This window comes from Cellulosilyticum sp. ST5, assembly GCF_046529625.1.
GTDB lineage: Bacteria > Bacillota > Clostridia > Lachnospirales > Cellulosilyticaceae > Cellulosilyticum > Cellulosilyticum lentocellum.
The window spans coordinates 2,809,436-2,832,658 of the sequence record NZ_CP132338.1 but is presented as its reverse complement, the minus strand read 5'-3'; the positions used below and the strand labels follow the sequence as shown (position 1 = coordinate 2,832,658).

At 35.3% G+C, this 23,223-nt stretch carries 15 protein-coding genes; 12 read left to right on the top strand and 3 right to left on the bottom strand.

Annotated features, from left to right (window positions below):
* Positions 1 to 27: 27 nt before the first annotated feature.
* Complete coding sequence (locus tag QTL86_RS14070; protein WP_410495201.1) at positions 28 to 1,938, bottom strand: hypothetical protein; 1,911 nt, start codon at positions 1,936 to 1,938, stop codon at positions 28 to 30.
* Between the two features lie 451 nt (positions 1,939 to 2,389).
* Here QTL86_RS14070 and QTL86_RS14065 point away from each other — a divergent pair, with 451 nt between their 5' ends.
* The 11 genes from QTL86_RS14065 (at position 2,390) to QTL86_RS14015 (ending at position 19,840) form a co-directional block, all read left to right on the top strand.
* A complete protein-coding gene (locus tag QTL86_RS14065; RefSeq protein ID WP_243118649.1) occupies positions 2,390 to 3,409 on the top strand; it encodes a LacI family DNA-binding transcriptional regulator in 1,020 nt (339 codons plus the stop codon).
* Positions 3,410 to 3,433: 24 nt separating this feature from the next.
* Positions 3,434 to 4,705: a maltose ABC transporter substrate-binding protein gene (locus QTL86_RS14060; RefSeq protein ID WP_410495200.1), complete on the top strand. Its 1,272-nt coding sequence runs from the start codon at positions 3,434 to 3,436 to the stop codon at positions 4,703 to 4,705.
* Between the two features lie 79 nt (positions 4,706 to 4,784).
* Entirely contained in the window at positions 4,785 to 6,107 is a 1,323-nt protein-coding gene (locus tag QTL86_RS14055; RefSeq protein ID WP_127065713.1) for a carbohydrate ABC transporter permease, read from the top strand.
* On the top strand, positions 6,107 to 6,949 hold the full coding sequence (locus QTL86_RS14050; RefSeq protein WP_013655726.1) for a sugar ABC transporter permease: 843 nt from the start codon (positions 6,107 to 6,109) through the stop codon (positions 6,947 to 6,949). The genes QTL86_RS14055 and QTL86_RS14050 overlap by 1 nt, the downstream gene beginning before the upstream one ends.
* 20 nt (positions 6,950 to 6,969) lie before the next feature.
* Positions 6,970 to 9,042, top strand: coding sequence for a beta-galactosidase (locus tag QTL86_RS14045; protein ID WP_410495199.1), 2,073 nt, complete (start codon positions 6,970 to 6,972; stop codon positions 9,040 to 9,042).
* A 129-nt stretch (positions 9,043 to 9,171) separates the two neighbouring features.
* The gene (locus tag QTL86_RS14040) at positions 9,172 to 11,187 is read left to right on the top strand and encodes a methyl-accepting chemotaxis protein (protein WP_410495198.1); all 2,016 of its coding nucleotides are present in this window, start codon (positions 9,172 to 9,174) and stop codon (positions 11,185 to 11,187) included.
* A gap of 32 nt (positions 11,188 to 11,219) precedes the next feature.
* Positions 11,220 to 15,017: a glycosyl hydrolase 53 family protein gene (locus QTL86_RS14035; protein ID WP_410495197.1), complete on the top strand. Its 3,798-nt coding sequence runs from the start codon at positions 11,220 to 11,222 to the stop codon at positions 15,015 to 15,017.
* Between the two features lie 98 nt (positions 15,018 to 15,115).
* Positions 15,116 to 16,732 carry a hypothetical protein gene (locus QTL86_RS14030; protein WP_410495196.1) on the top strand — a complete coding sequence of 539 codons (1,617 nt, stop codon included), beginning with the start codon at positions 15,116 to 15,118 and terminating at the stop codon, positions 16,730 to 16,732.
* Positions 16,733 to 16,926: 194 nt separating this feature from the next.
* Complete coding sequence (locus tag QTL86_RS14025) at positions 16,927 to 17,841, top strand: helix-turn-helix domain-containing protein (protein WP_410495195.1); 915 nt, start codon at positions 16,927 to 16,929, stop codon at positions 17,839 to 17,841.
* Positions 17,842 to 17,904: 63 nt separating this feature from the next.
* The gene (locus tag QTL86_RS14020) at positions 17,905 to 18,339 is read left to right on the top strand and encodes a DUF3788 domain-containing protein (RefSeq protein ID WP_127065719.1); all 435 of its coding nucleotides are present in this window, start codon (positions 17,905 to 17,907) and stop codon (positions 18,337 to 18,339) included.
* Between the two features lie 112 nt (positions 18,340 to 18,451).
* On the top strand, positions 18,452 to 19,840 hold the full coding sequence (locus tag QTL86_RS14015) for an MATE family efflux transporter (protein WP_127065720.1): 1,389 nt from the start codon (positions 18,452 to 18,454) through the stop codon (positions 19,838 to 19,840).
* 200 nt (positions 19,841 to 20,040) lie between these two features.
* Here the strand turns inward: QTL86_RS14015 and QTL86_RS14010 are convergent, their stop codons facing one another.
* On the bottom strand, positions 20,041 to 20,829 hold the full coding sequence (locus tag QTL86_RS14010; RefSeq protein WP_127065721.1) for a TPM domain-containing protein: 789 nt from the start codon (positions 20,827 to 20,829) through the stop codon (positions 20,041 to 20,043).
* A gap of 2 nt (positions 20,830 to 20,831) precedes the next feature.
* Positions 20,832 to 21,401 (bottom strand): LemA family protein, encoded by a 570-nt coding sequence (locus QTL86_RS14005; protein ID WP_127065722.1) that lies wholly within the window; start codon positions 21,399 to 21,401, stop codon positions 20,832 to 20,834.
* A 269-nt stretch (positions 21,402 to 21,670) separates the two neighbouring features.
* Between QTL86_RS14005 and QTL86_RS14000 the strand changes: the two genes are divergently transcribed.
* On the top strand, positions 21,671 to 22,993 hold the full coding sequence (locus QTL86_RS14000) for a PAS domain-containing sensor histidine kinase (RefSeq protein ID WP_127065723.1): 1,323 nt from the start codon (positions 21,671 to 21,673) through the stop codon (positions 22,991 to 22,993).
* Positions 22,994 to 23,223 lie beyond the last annotated feature (230 nt).

Here is a 23,223-nt window from a genome sequence, read left to right as displayed (position 1 = left end):
CATATAAAAAGTCTCTGCCTTTTTGTTTTAATAAAATGCAATGCTAGTCATTAAGGTATTGCTACCTGACTCGGCACCTGTAATCGTATAGGTGCCAGCTGTAAGTGCCATAGTTGTTGAGCCTGCTTCAGTCGTGACTGAGTTTGAAGTAGAGCCGCTAAAATTGATTTGGCCGTCAGTAGAAGAAACAGTAACACCTTTACCGGTGGTCTCTATCTTAAGTGTACAAGATGAAGCTACTTTAAAAGTAATCGTATTATTACTTCTTAATTTAACACCAGTAGATTCTACACTTCTTACATTAAAAGTAATGTTATTAACAATGCATTCTGTTGCTGGAATGGTGGATTTATTAAGGTCATAAGTACCTAATGCAACACAATCTGAAATGTCGCCCGTATTATTATCACCATTATCAGTGCCACCATTATCAGTATCGCCATTGTCAGTGTCACCATTATTGTCGCCTGTATCAGGTGGAGTAGTAGAATCGGATATACTACCCTTCATTCTTCCAGCGTAGCTTAGAACCATTTCTTTAGCAGTATCAGCAGAATGAAGTACATAATCATTGACATAGAATTTACTTGCATTGGTATCGAAGTTGTTATAGGTTGAGCCGCCTTTATTCGCTGAGAAATTAATGATTTGGTCTCTAGATGCAGCTTCGTAGTAATCTGTACCAGGAAGATAATTAGTACAGTTAACTAATTTGTTGCCATATGCTTTGATGGTGCCACCATTTTCGCTAGAGAAAGTTGTCCCACCATTACCTTGCATAGAAATAACCATTGGTTTGTTTGTATCTTCGAAATAGTTGTTTTCAGAGAAAATATTAGAGTTAACAGAAGCGCCAATACCATAGGTAGATACACCTTTGTAATAGTTATTATAAACATGAATATCAAAGTAACGTACGCGAGGTGTTCTAGAGCCGGTTCCATCAAAGAAGTTGTGATGGAAAGTAAGGCGATAAGTTGCATTTTCTTTTAAACCACATAAAGAGGTTTTTGCGCAACTGTCGTAATGGTTGTAAGACACTGTTACATAATCGGTATATTTAAAGTCTGTACCACCATCACCATGAGCTTTATCTGACTCAGAAGGATTATCTTGGTGACCGGTTCTAATGGTGTTGTTATGTACCCAAATTCTAGAACAGTTTGATTCAAACCCCATAGCATCTTCTGGATACCAGTAAAAATCAAGGTTTCTTACTTCTATATTGGAGCTTCGTTGGAAACAAAAACCCCATTTAGAAATATTAGCATCTGGTCCAATACCTTCGAGTGTTACATTATCAGCAGCTTTGACCTTAACCATATTCTCAGGATAGCTTGTAGCACCTTTAGGAACATTGATTGTACCGATAAAACGAACGATTAAAGGTGTTTTATCATTTTTCCTTGCAGATTCTGAAAGAATATTGGCAATGCCTGTGTAGCCGTTAAGTTGCACAGTATCTTTTGTTGCATCTGTTACATAAACAATATTGGCATTTGACTTAACAGTACCATCTTCGTTGTAGCCACCAGTAGTCATACCATTAAAGAAAGCATAACCAGAACGATCATAAGTAGCTGGTGTGACATTAAATTGTGCAGTTGCAGAAGTAACCTCAGTTCCAGATACGACAGGAACTACTTTGATGGTGTAGTTAGTATCACCTCTAAGACCTGGAATATCAACACGGGTACCTCGGATAAGTTCGTTATCTACTTGAGTGTAATCATTGGAAGAAGATTTGTAGTACACATTGTAGCTAGATGCGCCGTTGTATTGTTCCCATTCAGCATAAGCAGACTCGAACCAAGCACCGCTACTTTTAAGGGTAATGCTAGAAGCAGCTAGAAGTGAAGAGGGAGAAATAGCCATGGCACTAATAGCTACAAAAACGGATAGTGAATAGTTGAAAATCTTTTTTAAACACTTTAACATTTTTTTTGCTCCTTTATTAAGAAATATGAAAATAAATTTGAATCTAAAAATATTATATAAAAATAAATGTAAATACGGAAGATATTAGCTTAAAATGTAGAGAAATAGGTGACGAAGTGTAAAAATAAATATAAAAAAGTAAGAGTACAAAAATAATTATTATAAAAGCGCAACGTAGGTGCAAAAATAGTGCGAAATGATTTAGACTAATCAGAAAAAAGGTGTGCTAATGTAAGTAAATAGAGGTAAAATTAAATTTGATAAAAAATTTAAAAAAGAATAATCGGTTGCGCAATGTTGCAAAGAAGTAAAATCAATGTATTGTGAAAAATGTTAAAAAATATACGAAAAAATAAGGTTTGAGTATATAAAATAGACATTGACAGTGCAAAAAATTGGTGATAATCTGAATATATAAACAACCGGTTGCTCAATGAAAGGAAGTGTATTTGTGGAAGATGCAAGTGTAAGTGAAGTATCTAAAAACCTTACTATTAGTGATATTGCTAGAGAGTTAGGCGTATCTAAAACAACTGTTTCCAGAGCTATATCAGGAAAAGGAAGGCTTAGTGAAGCTACCAGAAATCGTGTTCTACAATATATTCATGAACATGATTACAGACCTAATTTAATCGCAAAAAGTTTAGCGCAATCCAAAACCTTTAATATTGGGGTGGTGCTTCCGGCAGATACAAATCTAACAGAAATTCCTTTCTTTCAAAGCTGCTTAATGGGTATTTGTGATGTAGCGGCAAGCTTTGATTATGATGTAGTTGTTACAACGGCAACAGAAAATGATATTAGTTTGTTAAAAAGATTAATAAAAAATAATAAAGTAGATGGTATCGTTCTAACAAGGCCAATAGTGAATGATAGATCTATCGACTATCTGAAGCAAACACACCTTCCTTTTGTAGTAGTAGGTTCTAGTGAAGAGGATGAGGTTATACAGATTGATAATAATCACATAGATGGGTGTTGTGAACTGACATCTGTCCTCATTAAATCTGGTTATACCACCATGGCCTTACTGGCAGGTAATCAGCGTCATATAGTTAATACAAATCGCTATAAAGGTTTCTTAAAAGCCTTTAAAGATAATGGCATACCTGTTAATGAAACACTTGTCTACACAGATATGACTAGCAATGTTCTGATTGATAGAGCAGTAGATACGATTATGAATAGGAAAGTAGATTGCATTGTATGTAGTGATGATATTATCTGTAGCAGAGTACTCACAAGACTTAATGAGACTGGGTACAGTGTGCCAAAGGATGTAAAGATTGCATCCTTTTATGACAGCGCTTACCTAGAAAATTATAATCCCCCAATTACCTCATTAAGGATTGATATTAAAACCTTGGGTATTGAAGCGGGCAAGTGTTTGATTAACCTCATTGCAGGTAAAGAAATAGTAAATAAAACCTTATTAGATTATGAAATAGTTTTAAAAAAATCAACCATGTAAAAATTTACGAGGAGGTATTTTAATATGAAACTTAAAAAGTTAGCTTTAGCAGCAGCAGTATGTGTGGCAGGTACAATGGGAGTAGGATGTAGTAGTAATGGGGGTAGTGAGGCAGCAGCTTCACCTGCAGCAAGTGAAGCACCAGCGGCAAGTACTGAAGCATCTACGCCAGCTGTCTCAACAGATCCAGTTACTTTAACAGTATGGGAATCAACAGCTGGACCTGATGAGTTCATTAAACAAGCAGGAGCAGCTTTTACAGAAAAATATCCTAATATTACAGTTGAATATGTGAATGTAGAATTAGGTGATACAACTACACAAATCGCATTAGATGGTCCAGCAGGGGTAGGACCAGATGTATTTGCAGCACCACATGATAAATTAGGGGAATTAGTAGCAGGTGGTCATGTACTTCCAACAGAAAATGCTGAAGAAGTTACAAAAACTGCATTAGCAGCATCTACATCAGCGCTTACATATGATGGTACTATGTATGGTTACCCAGTATCAGCAGAAACTTATGCTTTATTCTATAATAAAGACCTTATTGCTGAAGAAGAAGTACCAACTACATGGGAAGATTTAAAAGCGTTTAGTGAAAAATTCAATGCAGAACATAATAATCAATATGGTTTCATGATGGACGTACAAAATGGTTACTATACAATTATCTTTACAACAAGCCAAGATAACCGTATGTTTGGACCAGATGGAACAGATACAACCAATTCTAATATTAACTCAGCAGCTTCAGTAGAAGGAATGAAATTCTTCCAAAGCCTTAGAAGTGCATTAGACGTTCCTTCAGCTGACCTTACAACAGCAGCCTGTGATTCAGCATTTAGTAGTGGTAATGTAGCACTTTATATTACTGGTTTATGGAACGTAGCTACTTTTGAAGGTGCAGGACTTAACTTTGGAGTATCAGCACTTCCAAGTTTACCAGGCAATGATACACCATCAGCTTCTTTCTCAGGAACAAGAGCGATGTTCGTATCAGCTTATAGTGAACATCCAGTAGAAGCTAACTTATTCTCACAATTTTTAATGTCAGAAGAAATGCAAAAATTACGTTTTGACCTTACAGGGGCATTACCAGCAATCAATGTTGAAGTAGATAGTCCATATATCGAAGGTTTCTTAAAACAATTAGACTACGCTTTCCCAATGCCATCTATACCACAAATGAATGCATTCTGGGATGCTATGAAAGCTGCAAGTGCTAATATTTGGGACGGTGCAGACGTTCAAACTGAATTAGACGCTTGTAATGCAACTATCTTAGCCCAATAAGTGCTAGCCTAAAGATGAGGTGTACAGAGGAATCTGTGCACCTTTTTAATAAAGGAAATACATAAAGAGGGGTGAATTTATGCAAACCAATCTACAGACAGATGGTTCTTCTAGAAAAAAAGTTCTGCTAACATCCATATTATTTATGGGGCTAGGTCATATCGTTTATTTAAAAGAATATATTAAAGGTGCATTCTATGCACTTATCGAATTAATGATGTTAGCTTTCTCACCAATAGTGGTTCAGAAGTTAATAAATATGATTACTTTAGGAAGTCCTCAACCGAATTTACCAGTGAAACAAAGAGATAACTCCATATTTATGCTGATAGATGGTGTCATTATCTTAGCTGTTGTTTTTATTTTCATTGCAATCTATGTGATTTCTGTACGTAGTGCTTTAAAGTCCTATGAAGAATATTGTATTCAAGGTCAATTTAAAAGTGAGAAAAAAATCCTATCAGACACAGCTCAGAAAGCCTTTCCTATTTTAGGGCTTGCGCCTACTGTAGGTCTTGTTTTGTTTTTCGTTGTTGTTCCTTTAGTCTTCTCTGCTTGCGTGGCTTTTACAAACTATGCAGCACCCAATCATATTCCGCCTAATAATACGGTAGACTGGGTTGGATTTGCTAATTTTAAAGCGATGTTTGGTGGAAGTGCAGCGTGGTCTACAGGATTCGCAAGAGTGGCAATATGGACAGTTGTATGGGGTGCTTTTGCTACGATGACTTGTTATTTCGGTGGCATGATAATGGCTGTAATTCTCCAGCAAAGTAAATTAAAATTAGCACCCGTTTTTAGAACAATTTTTATCTTGCCTTATGCAGTACCAGCTATTGTAAGTATGCTTGTATGGCAAAACTTATTAAATGGTAGTTTTGGTATTGTGAATCGTACTTTAGTAGAACTAGGACTTATATCAGGGACAATTCCTTGGCTGAGTAATGAATGGCTTGCTAAATTCGTTTGTGTACTCATTAACTTGTGGGCTGGCTTCCCTTATTTCATGTTACTCATTATGGGGTCTATGACAGCTATTTCAAGTGATATTTATGAAGCAGCTAAAATTGATGGGGCAAGTGAATTCCAAATCTTTAAGAAAATGATTTTACCAATTGTACTTTATCAAACAACACCGCTGATTATCATGTCTTTTACTCACAATATCAATAACTTCGGTGCAATCTTCTTCTTAACCAGTGGTAACCCTGTTGTAGCAGATAGCACAACCACAGGTGCTGGCGGAACAGATATACTTGTAACCTGGATTTATAAGTTAACAGTTAACTTACTGAAATACAACTATGCTGCCGTGCTTGCAGTGGTAATCTTCGTTGTCCTTGCGCCATTTGCAATCTACAACTTTAGAAAGACAAAATCCTATAAGGACGGTGAAATCTAATGAACAACAAAGTTATTAAAAAAATTAATTTAGCCTTCATCCTCTTATTTTTAATAGGGACTTCATTATTTGTAATCTATCCTTTGATGTATGTCGTTAGTGGGGCATTTTCACCAGGAAACTCTATAGCTTCACTAAGCATTATTCCTTTTGGAGATGGTATTTCTTTTAAGCATTTTGAACGTTTATTTAATGATACGAACTATGTGAAATGGTTCCAAAATACTTTATATGTAGCAGTATGTACTTCGTTAGCTACAATTCTGATTGCTTCATTAGGCGCTTATGTTTTTTCTCGTTTTCAATTTGCAATGAAGAAGAGTATGATGATGGCAATGCTTATTTTACAAATATTTCCTTCTTTTGTAGGGATGGTTGCTATTTATGTTATTTTACTTAGAATTGGTGGTTTAGATAAACTATGGGGCCTTATTTTAGTCTATCTAGCAGGTAATATTCCTTATAATACCTGGATGGTTAAAAGCTACATTGATACGATTCCTAAAAGCTTAGATGAAGCCGCTAGAATAGATGGTGCAAGTCATTTTAGAATTTTTAGAAGCATTATTTTCCCAATAGCTAGACCTATTATTATTTTCCTTGGTATTACTAGTTTTACAGCACCTTGGATGGATTATATTTTCCCTAAAATGGTGCTACGTTCATCAGATAAACAAACCTTAGCTCTTGGATTATATAGTAGCTTTTTAACAGAGAAGAAAAATGAATTTACAACCTTTGCAGCAGGGGCATTATTAATCGCTATCCCATTTATTATTTTCTTTGTAGTTATGCAAAAAACAATGATTACAAGTATGGGTGGATCTGCTGTAAAAGAATAGTGAGAGAAAGAGGATCAGATATGAAAAGTACAACATTTAGCTACAATGAAAAATACATGCTGAAAGATCAAAAGCCTTGGTTTCCTATTATGGGTGAAATCCATTATTCTAGGTATCCAAGAGAATATTGGAAAGAATCTATTTATAAAATGAAGGCAGGAGGGGTAGATGTTATTTCCTCTTATGTCCTTTGGATTCACCATGAAGAAATTGAAGGAGAGTGTGATTTTACAGGTGATAAAGATTTACGAAGCTTTGTAGAGACCTGCAAAGCTTGTGATGCTTATATGATTCTTCGTATAGGGCCTTGGTGTCATGCCGAAGTGAGAAATGGTGGTTTTCCTGATTGGTTATTACAGAAGGACTTTGAAGTAAGAACGAATGATTCGGCATACTTAGAAGAAGTAAGAAAATTTTATAGTAAAATCTATGAGCAAGTAAAGGGATTGTTATTAAAAGATGGAGGCCCTATTATTGGTCTTCAAATAGAGAATGAATACGGTCATTGTGGTGGATTAACAGGAGAAGAAGGCGAAGAACATATGCGTATTCTGACACAAATGGCAAAAGAGATTGGCTTTGAAGTCCCTATTTATACAGCCACAGGCTGGGGAGGTGCAGTAACAGGAGGACTTCTTCCTGTAATGGGCGGTTATTGTGAAGCGCCTTGGGACCAACGCCTAACAGATATTGAGCCAAGTGGTAATTATATTTTTACTCATGAACGTAATGACCATAATATTGGTAGTGATTACGGCTTTGGTACAGGGATTACCTTTGATATGAATAAGTTCCCTTATTTAACAGCTGAACTTGGAGGTGGTCATCAAGTGACACATCATAGAAGGCCTATAGCAACTTCAAAGGATATTGGGGCTATGTCTATGGTGAAGTTAGGAAGTGGTGTTAATTTATTAGGTTATTATATGTATCATGGTGGTACTAATCCAAAAGGTAAGCTTTCCTTTTTACAAGAATCAAAGGAAACAGGGTCTATTAATGACTTGCCAGAACTATCTTATGACTTTAGAGCACCTATTAGGCAATATGGTCAGATTTCAGAAACCTATAAAGAAATTAAGCTATTAACCATGTTTATCAAAGATTTTGGTAGTGAACTTTGTGAAATGCCAGCTACTATGCCAGAAAGTAATCCACTATACCCAACCAATTTCACAGACTTAAGAACGAGCTATAGACATAATGGTAAATCAGGCTACCTTTTCATTAATAACTATCAAAGACGCTGCCAGATGGCAGAACATAAAAATGTAGTGTTAACAGTACCTTTAAAGGATGAAACACTTACTTACCCAGCTATAGATGTGAGAAATGAAGACTTTTTCTTCTTCCCATTTAATATGAAGTTAGGAGACGCTTGGCTTAAAACAGCTGTAGTAACACCACTTTGCAAATTAAATAATGAAGATATGACAACTTATGTTTTTTATGGAGATAAGAAGCCTTGCTATCAAATTGAAGGTGAGTTAAAGCAAAGTGAATTATTGACTTTATCGAGACAAGAAGCTAAAAATGCATGGAAGATTAAGCTAGATAAAGAATATTTAATCATCACTGAGGGAGCAGTTCTACAAACAGACAAAGGTACTCAATTAATAGGAAGAGGTAAAGCTGGTTTAAAAGCTTATCCAGCGCTAAAGGAAACACCAAAAGGCTTTGTAAGAAAAGTAGATCAAGGCCAATTTGCAGTATATGAAGGGAAAGAAGAAATGATGACATCCATAGTGAGCTATAAGCTATTAGAAGAGACCAAGGAAAAGAAGACCTATGAGATTAACATTGGTCAAAGAGATCAATCAGCAAATGATTTATTTATTAAATTACGTTATGTAGGAGATAGTGCAAAATTATATATCAATGATGAGTATGTAGATGACCATTTCTATACTGGTAGATCGTGGGAGATTGGTTTGAAACACTTTGGATTCCCTAAAACACTTAAAGTAGAAATTATGCCTTTACAAAAGAATGCAGAAATCTTCTTAGAAGAATGGCCAACAATGGAAAAGGGCTATGCTTGTGAACTAATGAGTGTAGAAGTAATGACGGAATATAAGCATGCTATTTCTTAATGAACTAATGCTAATGACATGATAACTGTGACAAAAGTTACCCAACAATAAGTTAAAGATTATTAGAGTTGGGTAACTTTTTTTATGAGGTAAGGTTTAAGGAAAAGTGTTTAAAGGAGGGAAGAAAGTATGAAGTGGCATAAAATAAAAAATAAACTTATCATTGCTTTTTTAATCCCTGTATTATTAATGATTTCATTAGGTGTTATTTCGTATTTACAATCTTCAACGGCCTTGAGGAAAAATTATGAGACAAGCCTTGTAAGGACTATAGAAAGTAAAGGGGAATACTTAGGCTTAGTAACAAAAAATATTGAAAATGAAGTGCTTAAGCTATTAACAGATTCAAATTTTATTAAGTACTATACAGCAGCTTGTACTACAAAGTCAGAAGAGGAAGATTTACAAAAAGCACTTTATAAGACCTTTGTTAAAGTAGCTACTAGTAATGATTTTGTTAACTCTTTTAACGTTTTATCGGCTTATGGCAAAAGTTATGCTACAGGAGGTACCTTAAGCACTAAGCATTATGAGGAGTATTTAGATTCAGAAGAAAACAAAGCGCTAGCAGCTGGTGGGAAGCAGTATGAGTGGAACGGTTATCATCTTTTCTTAGATGAAGCAACAGGCAGTGAAGGCGCAGCTTATGTGATGTCTTACACGCGTCAATTTATTCAAGGAGAGGGCTACATTATCGTTGATATTAGTAAGGAGAAGCTTGTAAACAGCTTAGAAGAGCTTAGTGGTGAAGAAGGCAATGTTGTGGGTTTTATAGCACCTGATGAAAGAGAAACTTTACTAGGGACTAAGGAAACTAGTGTATTTGGTACCTTTCAGGTTTTAAAGGATTTTAAGGCAAGTGAGGAGACCTCGGGCTATAGTTATGTAGATTATAATGGCGCTCAGCAGTTGTTGGTTTATTCCAAAATAGGAGATACAGGGGCAATGCTTACCACGCTTATTCCTAAGAACGCAATTATTGCACAAGCCGAAACTATTAAAAGGCTTACTTTTATTATGGTGATTATAGCAGGCATAGTAGCGATTTTAATAGGTTCTCTTATGGCAGGGGGGATTGAAAAGAACATAAAGAATATGCAAAAAGCCTTATCCAAAGCTGCTGAAGGAGATTTAACAGTTGAAATAAAGGGAAATAGAAAAGATGAGTTCGGACAGTTATCTAAGAGCATAACGGGTATGCTCACGGATATGAAAGGGCTCATACATAAAACGACAGATGTAGGGGAAGAGATTGTAAGGTCTTCTAAGGATATGTCTCATATTTCTAATGTACTATTAACGGCTAGTAAAGAAATAAACTGCGCCATTGGTGAAATTGAAAAAGGTGTTATTTTGCAAGCAGAGGATTCTAGTAAGTGCTTAAGGCAAATGGGTGACTTATCAGATAGAATAGAAGGTCTATATAAAAGTACAGGTGAAATTGAAACTTTTACTGGTCAGACTAAGATAGTTGTAGAAAAAGGGGTTGGATTAGTAGATAATCTAACTCAAAAGGTAAAGGAAACGATTGGTGCCACTAGTAGTGTCATTGAAGATGTTGAAGAACTATCAAAAGCTTCTGCAGCCATAGAAAGCATTGTAGGCGTTATTAATGGCATTGCTGAACAAACGAATTTATTATCTTTAAATGCTTCTATTGAGGCAGCAAGAGCAGGGGAAGCGGGTAAAGGTTTTGCCGTTATAGCTCAAGAAGTTAATAAATTGGCAGTGCAATCTGCGGAAGGTGCGAGAAAAATAGAAGAGCTTTTAGGAAATATAGCGGTGAAAACCAAAGAGACAGTAAAAGCTGTTAAGCAAACAGAAGTAATTGCCTCATCGCAAGAAGAAGCACTTAAGTTAACTGTAGAAATCTTTAATGATATCAATTCAAATATTAAAAACTTGGTTATTAATTTGGGGGAAGTTTCAAAGGATATTAAGGAAATTGAAGTAGTCAAGGATGATACATTAAGTGCTATTGGTAATATTACTGCAGTATCACAGCAGACAGCAGTATCTTCACAAGAGGTACAAAATACAGCAGATAAACAATTAGAAGCTGTAGAACAACTGGGTAAGGCAGCGGAGTTATTAGATCAAGATGCGAAGAAACTAGAACAAGCAATAAGTCATTTTCAAATTTAGTATACAACCATGAGAGAAGGATGGATGATAGAATGAGAAGAAGAATAACTTATTTATTAATGCTATGTTTATGTTTAACAGGTATACCAGTGGATAAGATAGTGGTTTATGGTCAAGAAGTGGTTACTAATTACATAACAAATGGTGGCTTTGAAGATGATGCTACTATTTGGACGGACTGGACGATTATGACTCAGTCATGGGCTGATGCAAATGTAAAGTCCTTTAAGTATAATACTGATTCGTATATCCAGGGCAAAGAAGGAGAGCAAGCTATAACTTACTGGGTAAATGATCAGCAAGTAAATAGCTATGAGATTTCTTTAGAGCAAACCATTCAAGGTTTACCTAAGGGAGAGTATACTTTATCAGCGTATATTATGGGAGAGAAGTCTGCCACACTTCAGCTAAGTGCAGGAACAACTACTTCATCAGCACTTGCTATTAATAAAGGCTATAACACTTGGGAGAGAGTGGAACTATCCTTTGAAGTAGAACAGGCGGGAGATATACCCATAAAGCTTACTATAGCAGCTACCCCGGGAGCTTATAGTTATATCGATGATATAAGAGTAGAGGCAATACCTGCTAAGAAAGAGGAGACGGATGCACCATCCATTGTTAATGGTGGTTTTGAAGAAAGTAGTACGCTGTGGTCTGATTGGAAGATTGATACAACAGATTGGAATAAAGCTAAACCAGAAGAATTTGCTTATGCAAGTAATGCTGATATTTTAGCTAGAGAAGGTCAGCAGTGCATCAAATATTGGATTGATAGTAGTGAAATCGTTAGTCATACGATTACGTTACAACAAACAGTAAAAGATTTACCAGCTGGTAAGTATACCCTAAGTGTTTATTCTATGGGAGGCGATGGTGGTAAGGTAATCCTTAATGCATTAGATGAATCCGGTGAGGCGGCGGCAACACAAGGCTGGAATATATGGGAAAAGGTCTATTTAGTATTTGAAACAACGGAAACAAAAGATGTACCTATCCAAATTACAATAGAAGGCTCACCTAATGCTTATGGTTACATAGATGAAGTAAGCTTAAAGACGTATGAAGATTCAGATGTACCAAAACCTGACGAAAAACCAATACCAGAGCAAGGTGATTTATTTATTGATTATGTTCCGGGTATTAGTGATGATTTCATTAGAGGAATGGACATATCAAGTTTAATTGCATTAGAAGAAAGTGGTGTTCAATTCTATAATAAAGCTGGAAATGTACAAGACATTTGTAAAACTTTAAAGGAATCAGGCACTAATTATGTGCGTGTACGCGTATGGAATAATCCGTATGATGCTAATGGAAATGGCTATGGTGGCGGTAATAATGATTTAGCTAAAGCTATTCAAATTGGTAAGCGTGCAACCCAGGCAGGGATGAAGGTTTTAGTTGACTTCCATTACTCTGATTTTTGGGCTGATCCAGCTAAACAAAAAGCTCCAAAGGCATGGGAGAGCTATTCTTTAGAAGAGAAAAAATTAGCTGTGTATGAGTACACAAAGACAAGTTTACAGGCATTATTAGCAGCAGGCGTAGATGTAGGCATGATTCAAGTAGGTAATGAAACAACAAATGGTTTTTGCGGAGAAACAGATTGGGCCAATATGTGCGCCTTATTTAATGAAGGTAGCAGAGCTATTAGAGAAATAGATGCTAATATACTAATAGCATTACATTTTACCAATCCTGAAACTTCAGGTAAGTATGCAAAAATTGCTAAGACTTTGAATGAGTATAATGTAGACTATGATGTATTTGCTAGTTCCTACTATCCATTTTGGCATGGTACATTAAGTAATCTTACTTCTGTACTTAAAAATGTAGCAGATACATATGGTAAAAAGGTAATGGTAGCAGAAACTTCTTATGTTTATACTAAAGAAGATACAGATGGACATGAAAATTCAGCACCTAAAGAATCAGGTCAGGATCTTAACTATGAAATCTCTGCACAAGGCCAAGCTAATTCACTTCGTGACGTAGCAGAAGCAGTGGTTAATGTGGGAGAAGCGGGAATAGGTATATTTTACTGGGAACCAGCCTGGATTACTGTACCACAAATTACTTTAGAAGAAAGAAAAGAGACTTGGGAACGCTATGGTTCAGGTTGGGCATCTAGCTATGCAAAAGAATATGACCCAGAAGATGCAGGGGTATGGTATGGTGGTAGCTCTTGGGATAATCAAGCTCTATTTGATAAAGAAGGTAAGCCACTTCCTTCATTATATACCTATAGCTATTTGAAGAATGGAGCAGTAACTGATCGTAAGCTTACAAGCTATGAAACACTTTCAGTAGCAGCAGAAGTAGGAGCAGAGATTGTATTACCAGAAGCTATCAAAGGTTTCTTTAATGATGGGACACAGGAGACATTTAATGTTACTTGGGATGAAGCGGCTATTGCAGTAGCTAAAGAAAAAGGTGCAGGAACTTATGAAATCACAGGTACCTTAATAGATGGGGCTCAAGTTAAATGTCAGCTTGTTATTCGTCCAAAGAACCTTGTACTTAACCCAAGCTTTGAACAATCAGATCATAGTATGTGGAAGATTGATTATTTAGGAGAAAGTTCTGATTATGTAGGCTATCAAAACAAAGCTTCTGATGCAAAAACAGGGAATTATAGTGTGCATTTTTGGAATGATGAAGCTATCAATTTTACTGTAGAGCAAACACTTACGGGACTAGAAAAAGGCTATTATGATTTTAGCGCTTCCTTACAAGGGGGCGATTGCAATAATAGTGAGATGACTATTTATGCTAAAGTAGGAGACAAAACGTATAAAGCTGAGACAGGCGTTAAAGGTTGGGCTAATTGGAACACACCAACGATTAAAGATATTTTAGTAGAACAGGGTACCTTAACGATTGGTATTGCTATTAAATGTGATGCAAATGGTTGGGGAACCATAGATGATTTTGTCTGCTACTTAAATTCTAAAGAAATTGATACTGGCAATAACGGTGGAGGTAGTACAGGTGGAGATAGTGGTGATACAACACAAACAACCTCTAGTACATCAAGTAATAGTTTTCTAAACGCCTATAATAACTTATCTACCTCTAAGCAAGAGGAGATTACTCAAAAGCTTAGTAAGTATATGCCTTATACCCTATTACAAACGAGTCAAGATCTAAAATGGCTAGATGAACTAACAGGTTCTATATTTACAACAGAACAGTTAAAAGCTTTATTAACTGATCCAAAGGCTTTAGAAAAAATGGGTATAACGCTAAATTATGTAACTCTTACACCTATTAAGGAGATGAATTTTAAAGATGTAGCTAACACTCATTGGGCATATGGAAATATTGAGAAGGCGCTTCAATTAGGCTTAGCTAGAGGTATGGACGAAGAAAACTTTGCACCAAATCAAGCTTTAGGAGTTGCGGATGCTTTTACCTTCTTAGACCGCGTTTTGCTTTTAAATGGACAGATGAAAACTAAATTATCAAGAGATATAGTAAGTCAGTATTGGACAGATAAGACTAACTGGTCTTATGCTCATAAAATGTCTATAGGCAGCAAATTAAGTGAGAAAACCTTAAAAGAAGTAGCTGCTTTACAAGAAAAGCCTTTGTCTAGAGAGCTTTTTGCACAGGTATTATATGAGATAACAGAAGGTAAGTTAGAAATAGTTAATGAAATAACAACATTTACAGATATTGAGGAATCACCTTATAAAGAAGCCATTGTATACTGTAATCAAGTAGGTTTGCTAAAGGGTATGAATAATGGAAAGATGGCACCAGACAAAACACTTACAAGGGCGGAAATGATGATAGTACTTAGCAAATTAAACGAATTGCTATAATTATTCAAAGTAGCTCATCCCTTTGTTGTCATAGGATATAAAGAAGTTTCATATACATAGTATAGAATGACTAACAAGGACAACGGAGGGATAGAGAAATGTATGTAAATAATTTGATTAGCTTGCAAGAAAACATTTCTACATATGGCATAGACGACCGCAAAGTAACAGGGCATGTAACACTTTCTTCTCCAGGTATGATTAAATGCTATGTACAAAATCTAAAGGCATTACCATCAGGTAATCGTTATGTGTTTTGTATATTTAGTAAAAATCATAACGAAGGCATTAAGGTGGGAAAGTTAGGGACAGAAAAGGAAACAAAATGGATTGTAGATGAAAAAAATATTCTAGGAAGTGGCTTAAGGTTAGAGGAGATTGACGGTGTAGCATTAGTGGCTGAACATGAAATGAGAGGGGCAGAGGCTGTAGTAGTTGGCTTTAGTAGAGATAGGTATATGCTTTTATCGATGGTCGATAGTCTATTTCCAAGAAATGAACAAAAGTCTACGAATCAAGTGTCGCCTAAAACCGTAACAAAGCAGCCAACAGGAACTGTAGAAAAACCTAAAGTAGTAGTAAAGGAAACAATGCCAGTAGAAAAGCCTAAAGTAGTAGTAAAGGAACCAGAGCCAGAGGAAAAGGTCAAAGTGATAGTGGTAAAGGAACCAGTACCAGTAGAAAAGCCTAAAGCAGTAGTACAGGAACCAGTTCCAGTCATATTGCCGGTGCCAGTAGTAGCTGAAAAGACAATTTCCATAGAAAAAATTAAAGTGGTAGTTTCACAGGAATCAGGACCAGTCATATTACCAAAGCCAAAAGTACCAATGGAGCCAGGACCTGTGATATTACCAAAGCCAAAAGTACCGCTAGAACCAGGTCCTGTTATCTTACCATGTGAGCACAAAGAAGAGTATATGCATAAGGAAATGCCATATGAGCATAAAGAAGAGTATATGCATAAGGAAATGCCATGTGAGCACAAAGAAGAGCATATGCATAAAGAAATGCCATGTGAGCATAAAGAAGAGCATATGCATAAAGAAATGCCATGTGAGCACAAAGAAGAGCATATGCATAAAGAAATGCCATGTGAGCACAAAGAAGAGTATATGCATAAGGAAATGCCATGTGAGCACAAGGAAAAGTATATGCATAAGGAAATGCCATGTGAGCATAAAGAAGAAGCACAGCAATCCGTTTGTAAGCCTATATGCAAACCTATATGTCCTAAGCCAAGGGTGGAAGAGCAGGAAGACTTTATTTTACCAGAAGGTGCTGTGGTAGGCGACCTAACAAAGGAAACGAGTACAGAGCCGATTACCAAGGAATTAAAGAGAATTATCGATAGCATTAGTAAGGATAAGAGAGTAGAAGAAAAAGCTAGAGAATTAGAAGAGCAAATTAGTAAAATGAGTAATATTCCTCAAAGTCAAAAACTTTTTGACAAAGCTCATATCCAAAAGACCATAGAGTCTCGTTATATATCTCAGCAGATTAATATTGAGGATATGCTAGAGGAAGAGGAGGAAGAGCCTGGTTTAGATACTAATCCTAAGAAAGCCATAGAATGTATTAATGAAATGAGTGAGGTAGAAGGATTACTAGATTCAGAAGCACTTGAAGAAAGGGATTATTTACTAGAAATTGATAAAAGATTACAAGCTATCAGAGCTAGGATGGGCGAAGCAATAGAGAAGCAGGAAATTGAATAATAAGTATAGCGGTATGACATTTTCTGATGTTATACCGTTTTTTATTGCGTGTCAATTAATTTCAGTAAATATTTTTAGGAAACAAGTAGTTGGATATTAAATAAATGATGTGTAAAAAGAGCATTGATAGTCAAGCTTATAAACTGTTTTTGTGTTATTCTAGGCATAAGATATAAATAAAAGGAGATGTTGTTATGCATGCATGGGAACAAATACAAATGACGCTTGATTATATTGATGAACACTTATCCGAAACAATTGAAATTAAAAAGCTTGCTGAAATGACTGCTTTATCACCTTTCTATTATCAAAGATTATTCAGTAGGCTAGTAAAGAAATCAGTGATGGAATATATCAAACTACGTCGTATGGCAAAAGCAACGGAAGGTCTGCTTCAAAGGAATAAGCGTATTTTGGATGTTGCATTAGATTTAGGGTTTTCTTCCCATGAACAGTTTACACGTATTTTTAAACAAACTTTTGATATGACTCCAGAGAGCTATCGTAAAAATCCAGTGGCATTAAACCGTATGACAAAGCCGCAGCTTAGTCTTAATTACACACTTATTGACGAAAATGTGCCACTAATCAGTGATGGGATTGTAATCGAAATCAGTCGAAAGAAGCTTCTGGAGCCAGAATATTACGTGGGTTTAGAAACAAAAACACCTATCCAATTTATTGAAGGACTTGGCATTAAATCAGGTATTGATCCACTGGATAAGTTCTGGAGAAACTTTCATGAACGTAAAGTGAATATTCCAGGTTTAGTAAACAAAGGATATGAAATTGGTGTCGCATACCCTTGTATAGAAGAAGGATTCTTCGTTTATTTTGCAGGAGCACAGGTTAAGTCACCAATAATACTAAAAGACTTTAGTAATTGGGAGCTTCAAAAAGGGGAGTATATTGTCTGCTCATTCGAAACTGAAAATTTTGAGAGCTTGGTAATGGATGGACTTTATAAAGCACAACAATATTTATTTAACGTTTGGCTACCCAATCATAAGTTGTTTATTGAGCCGTTTTCTGTTGAACGTTATGAAAGTCATGATAAAGAGATTACGTCTATGGAGATTTGGGTAAAGCCTGTTGCATTGAAATCATAAGTTGGTAATAAATAGATGAGATAAGTTAAAATACTTAATTTTGAGTTCAGGGGGAGAATAGATATGATAGATATATTAGAGAGAGATCGAATGCCAGCATTATATGAGATAAGTGATTATGTAAATAATAGCTTATGGGATGAATTTTATAGTTATTTGATAAAGGAATATGGGGTAAAGACTATACTTGAATATAGTAAATGTTCTTGGGCTCCAGGCTGGAATATAAAACTAAAAAGATTAGGTAAAACCCTATGTACACTATATCCACATGAAGGTTTTTTCAAAGTTCTTGTGGTAATAGGAGAAAATGAAAAAGAAGAATTTATTAAGTTACTTACTGAATTAACAAAGGATTTACAAGACTTGTATCATAAAACAGACAAAGGAATGGGACAATGCTGGTTAATGATTGATCTTGAAGACGAGGGGGATAGATTAGAAGATATTAAAAAAATTGTAGCTATACGAAGAAATGCTAAAAGAAAACATGGATGAAAAAGGTTTTTATTCTGAGCTTATAAAGTGATTCATAAAAAATACAAAAGGGCTTGCTACAATGAAAATTAGTGCATAGATGACATAATAATAATCACGAGGAGGGAAAAGGATGGAAACAGCAAGCAATGACCTAGGCAGGGGGTCAATTGGGAAATTACTTTTTAAGTTAGCTGTGCCAGCTATTTTAGCACAGATTATTAATGCCCTTTATAATATCGTTGATAGAATTTACATTGGGCGTATCCCTGAAACAGGGGATTTAGCATTAACAGGAATAGGGCTTACTTTCCCTATATTAATGCTTATTACAGCATTTAGTTCACTTATTGGTATGGGTGGAGCACCTTGTGCCGCTATTAAAATGGGGGAGGGTAAAAAGGCGGAAGCAGAAAAGATTTTAGGAAATAGCTTATCAGCACTTTTAGTTATTTCGGCCATCTTAATGGTATTTTTCTATAGCTTTAAAGGACCTCTTTTGATGATGTTTGGAGCTAGTAGTAATACTTTTGGGTATGCCAATGATTATTTAAGTATTTATTTGTTGGGAACTATATCTGTCCAATTAGCCTTAGGAATGAATCCTTTTATTAATACTCAAGGGTTTGCAGGAATGGGTATGGCTACCGTTTTAATTGGTGCTATTAGTAATATTATTTTAGATCCTATTTTTATTTTTGGATTTGGAATGGGAGTAAAAGGAGCTGCTATAGCAACTATTATTTCTCAAACCATATCTGCTGTATGGGTAATGTGGTTTTTGCTTGGAAAAAAGACAAAATTAAAAATTAGAAAAAGCAACATGAAAATAAGTAAAAAGATTTTATTACCTATTGTAGCATTAGGTGTAGCGCCTTTTATTATGCAAGCTACAGAAAGTCTTGTTAATATTGTGCTTAATAAAAGTTTATTTATCTACGGCAGTAAAGTAGGGGGAGAAGCATATGGCGATACGGCAGTAGGTGCTATGACGATTATTTCTAGTGTGCTTCAAGTGATGCTCATGCCTATTTCAGGTTTAGCACAAGGTGCCCAGCCTATTATTAGTTATAATTATGGGGCTAATAATATGGACCGTGTTAAAAAGACTTTTAAAGTATTATTTATTAGTTCTGTAACAATGGCTTTAACATTGTGGGCAATGGTTATGATTTTCCCAGGTTTCTTCGTGAGTTTATTTAATGATAAACCGGAATTAACAGAGATGACGATTTGGGGTATGCGTATTTTCCTTAGTATGATTTGGGTAATGGGTGCACAGATGGCTTGCCAACAAACCTTTATAGCTCTTGGGCAAGCAAAAATTTCTTTATTCTTAGCATTATTAAGAAAGGTCATTTTACTTGTGCCATTAGTACTCATTCTTCCATTAGGATTAGGATTTAATGGGATTTTCTATGCAGAACCTATTGCAGATACATTAGCTGCCACAACAACAGTTATTTGTTTCGTGCTTTCATATAAAAAGATTATACAAAAGAAATTAAATGCAACATCATAGAAAATTTATCATGGCTATACTGAGATAAATGAATAGCTAGTGTACTCAGTGGCTTTCTTAGTTGTTAGGACATGAATTTTATGATACATTGCTAGAAATAGAGAAGGACTATACTATCGCCCGATTAAGGGACATGTTATAGTCCTTTTTATATTGTATTTAAAAAAAAGCTTTTTCTTATTATAAATGGATGGTGTCACTCACCAATTACCAGAAGAACCTCCACCATTTGAGGAGCCACCACCAAAGCCTCCAAAGCCTCCACCACCACTACCTCCTCTAGGACCACCTCTGTTATAGAAGTTATTCCAAAAGAGCATTTGTAAAATAAAAGAAAAAATACGTCCTCTATTAAAAAGAAGGTCAATAATAACAAAGAGAATAATAGTTAGTGTACCGATATAGCCATTTCTGTGACTGATAGGTGCGGTGGTACTTTCTGGTAAGGCTACACCTAGAGAGTGAGTAAGGGTTACATTATATTCGGTACCTATAGTATCGCAGAATTTACTATAAGCTTTAGCAAGGCCAACGCCATAATTGTTTTGTACAAATTCAGGTTTAGCTAGTTCTTGCATAATTTGATTACTTAGGATATCAGGTATGGCTCCCTCTAGACCGCGACCTACTTCAATACGCCAACTATGATCATTAATAGCTAATAAAATAAGAAGCCCGTTGTCTTTATGAGCTTGTCCAATACCCCAAGAGCGAAAAAGTTGATTAGCATAATCTTCAATAGGTGCACCATCTAAGCTAGAAATAGTTACAATAATGGCTTGTGCTCCTGTTTTTTGTTCCAGTTCATAGCCTAAGTCAATCATCTGCCTTGCGGATGCTTCATCGATTACACTTGCATAGTCATTGACGTACTTATTAGGTGTAGGCTCAGGAAAGCGATAAGCTGCTTTAAGCTGAAAACTGCTAAAAATGAGTATACCAAGTAAAACCAGAGAAGAAAATCGCTTCAATGCCCCTTTTATTTTCATGACTAACGATTAAAGTCTACAGTAGGGACTTCCTGAGCACCGCTACTTGCTTCAAATAAAGTTCTAGGCTCAAAATTAAATAAGCCGGCAATAATATTATTTGGAAATCTTCTTCTCGTGGTATTGTATCTAGTAACAGCAGTATTATAATCTTGTCTTGCAATAGCAATACGGTTCTCAGTACCTTCTAATTGAACTGATAAATCTCTAAAGTTTTGATTGGATTTTAGATCTGGATAGTTTTCAACAATTAAAAGTAGGCGAGATAAAGCACTAGATAAAGCTCTATCTGCAGTTGCTTCTTCGGCTACATTAGTTGCACCAGCAAGCTGAGTTCTAGCATCTGCAATTTGCGTAAAAATCTCCTTTTCTTGTGAGGCATAACCTTGAACAGTATTGACTAAATTAGGAATTAAATCCGAGCGACGCTGGAGCTGAGTATCTATATTAGCTTTAGCAGTATCCACATCTTGCTCAAGTGTGACTAAGCTGTTATAAAAACCAACTCCTACAAAAATAATAATAAGAACAAGGGCAACTATGCCGATTAACCATTTGATACCTGCTTTCATATAAAAGCTCCTTTCTATGTCTTAACTCTAGTATGTGTGAAACAAAACAATAATATAGATAAAAATTTTAGTAATCCTAATAGAAGTTTATATTTATAGGAGCCTCCAAAATCACAAAAAAAGTTGAAGAACTAAGTAAAATATAGTATTTTTATAAAAACTGTAAATTAAAACAAAAAATAGGACGATATTGTATATAATCATAGGAAAATAAAGAATTCACTGATAAAATATAGATAAACTAGGGGAAAGGGAAAAGGAGGGGTTTCGTGTTTAATATTTTTGATCAATTAAATGACCAATTGCTAATTACAGATCAGGTAGCAAAAACTCAATTTTGCAATGCACAAAAATCAATAGTACATCAACATTCATCGGAAAAACTAAAACGATACCAAGCGTTAGAACAAGAGCTTCAAACCTTCTTAAACATAGCAACAGACATACATGCTATATTAAATGAGCATTTAGAGATTATTAGTTGTAATAATGGTTTTCAGGATATCTTAGGGTGGGAAGAGTCCGAGGTGTTAAAAAAGAACTATGTGGAGTTTATTGATTCTCCTGATGCTGTTCAAATTATCACAGCCATCAATGAGTGTAAAGCAAGTGGGCAAGTAGCTACAAATATAGCAAAATGTAAGTGTAAAGATGGAAAATATAAGTGGATCGAGTGGCGTGGTAAATATATAGCTAATAAAAAAATTCATTTGCTTACAGGGAGAGATATTACCCTGCAAAAAGAACAAGAAGAAGAACGCCTAGCTAAGCGAGAAGCAGAAGAGTTAGAAATGTTAAAAGATGAATTTCTTATTAATATGTCTCATGAATTAAAGACACCTCTTAATGTCATTTATATGACATTGCAGTTAGAATCTGAAGAAATAAAGAGTGCGCTAGAAAAGAATGGGCAAGGAATAGAGTTAAATATTCTTAAACGACATGATAAAATTATTCAGCGTAATGTGTATCGGTTGTTAAGACTGATTAGAAATTTGACTGAAATAGCAAAGCTGGAATCAGATGAATATCGGTTAAATTTTATAAACTGTGATATTGTAAGTATAGTTAGGCAAATTAGCTTGGCAGTAGCAGACCATATGCAAAGTACCAAAGTTAAAATAACCTTTGACACAGATATACAAGAGTTAATAACAGCTTGTGATCCATCAGCTATTGAACAAATTATGCTTAACTTGTTATCTAATACGATAAAATATAGGAAAGATGACAGCAAAGTACGAGTAAGTTTAACAGTAAAGGATAATAAGGTAAGAGTTACAGTGAAAGATAATGGTATTGGTATTCCAAAAACAGAATTAGAGTACATATTTAAACGTTTCGCAAAGATTGATACCTCACTTAATAGAAAATGTGAGGGTAGTGGTACTGGGCTTACAGTGAGTAAATATTTGGTGGAATTGCATGAGGGAAGCATTTGGGCGAAGAGTCAACTAAATAAAGGCTCTAGCTTTATCTTTGAAATCCCTATCGTGCAGATTTCAGATGAGAAAGATATTTATTATGGAAGTACAAGTCAACAAATAGAAGAAAAATGTAACATTGAATTCTCTGATATATATGATATTTAAAGAGAAAATACATTTAATAAAAATAATATTAAAAAATAAAATAAAAAGTATTGAATTTTTTAAAAAATAAGTCTATATTAGATATTAATCAAATAGACCTTAAAAACCTATGAGGGAGAGATAAAACTAATCACGAACTTCCAGAGAGCTAGGGGTGGTGGAAACCTAGCAGTAAACGAATTAGACAAATGGACTCCTGAGGGCATAATGAAAAGAGCAAGTCTCTAAGT

What these genes read in the sequence shown, in the direction of transcription:
- QTL86_RS14055 (WP_127065713.1), top strand. Translation starts at nt 4,785, where the DNA reads ATGCAAACCAATCTACAGACAGATGGTTCTTCTAGAAAAAAAGTTCTG.
- QTL86_RS14015 (WP_127065720.1), top strand. Translation starts at nt 18,452, where the DNA reads ATGGAAACAGCAAGCAATGACCTAGGCAGGGGGTCAATTGGGAAATTA.
- QTL86_RS14060 (WP_410495200.1), top strand. Translation starts at nt 3,434, where the DNA reads ATGAAACTTAAAAAGTTAGCTTTAGCAGCAGCAGTATGTGTGGCAGGT.
- QTL86_RS14010 (WP_127065721.1), bottom strand. Translation starts at nt 20,829, where the DNA reads ATGAAAATAAAAGGGGCATTGAAGCGATTTTCTTCTCTGGTTTTACTT.
- QTL86_RS14025 (WP_410495195.1), top strand. Translation starts at nt 16,927, where the DNA reads ATGCATGCATGGGAACAAATACAAATGACGCTTGATTATATTGATGAA.
- QTL86_RS14020 (WP_127065719.1), top strand. Translation starts at nt 17,905, where the DNA reads ATGATAGATATATTAGAGAGAGATCGAATGCCAGCATTATATGAGATA.
- QTL86_RS14045 (WP_410495199.1), top strand. Translation starts at nt 6,970, where the DNA reads ATGAAAAGTACAACATTTAGCTACAATGAAAAATACATGCTGAAAGAT.
- QTL86_RS14035 (WP_410495197.1), top strand. Translation starts at nt 11,220, where the DNA reads ATGAGAAGAAGAATAACTTATTTATTAATGCTATGTTTATGTTTAACA.
- QTL86_RS14040 (WP_410495198.1), top strand. Translation starts at nt 9,172, where the DNA reads ATGAAGTGGCATAAAATAAAAAATAAACTTATCATTGCTTTTTTAATC.
- QTL86_RS14030 (WP_410495196.1), top strand. Translation starts at nt 15,116, where the DNA reads ATGTATGTAAATAATTTGATTAGCTTGCAAGAAAACATTTCTACATAT.
- QTL86_RS14050 (WP_013655726.1), top strand. Translation starts at nt 6,107, where the DNA reads ATGAACAACAAAGTTATTAAAAAAATTAATTTAGCCTTCATCCTCTTA.
- QTL86_RS14070 (WP_410495201.1), bottom strand. Translation starts at nt 1,938, where the DNA reads ATGTTAAAGTGTTTAAAAAAGATTTTCAACTATTCACTATCCGTTTTT.
- QTL86_RS14005 (WP_127065722.1), bottom strand. Translation starts at nt 21,401, where the DNA reads ATGAAAGCAGGTATCAAATGGTTAATCGGCATAGTTGCCCTTGTTCTT.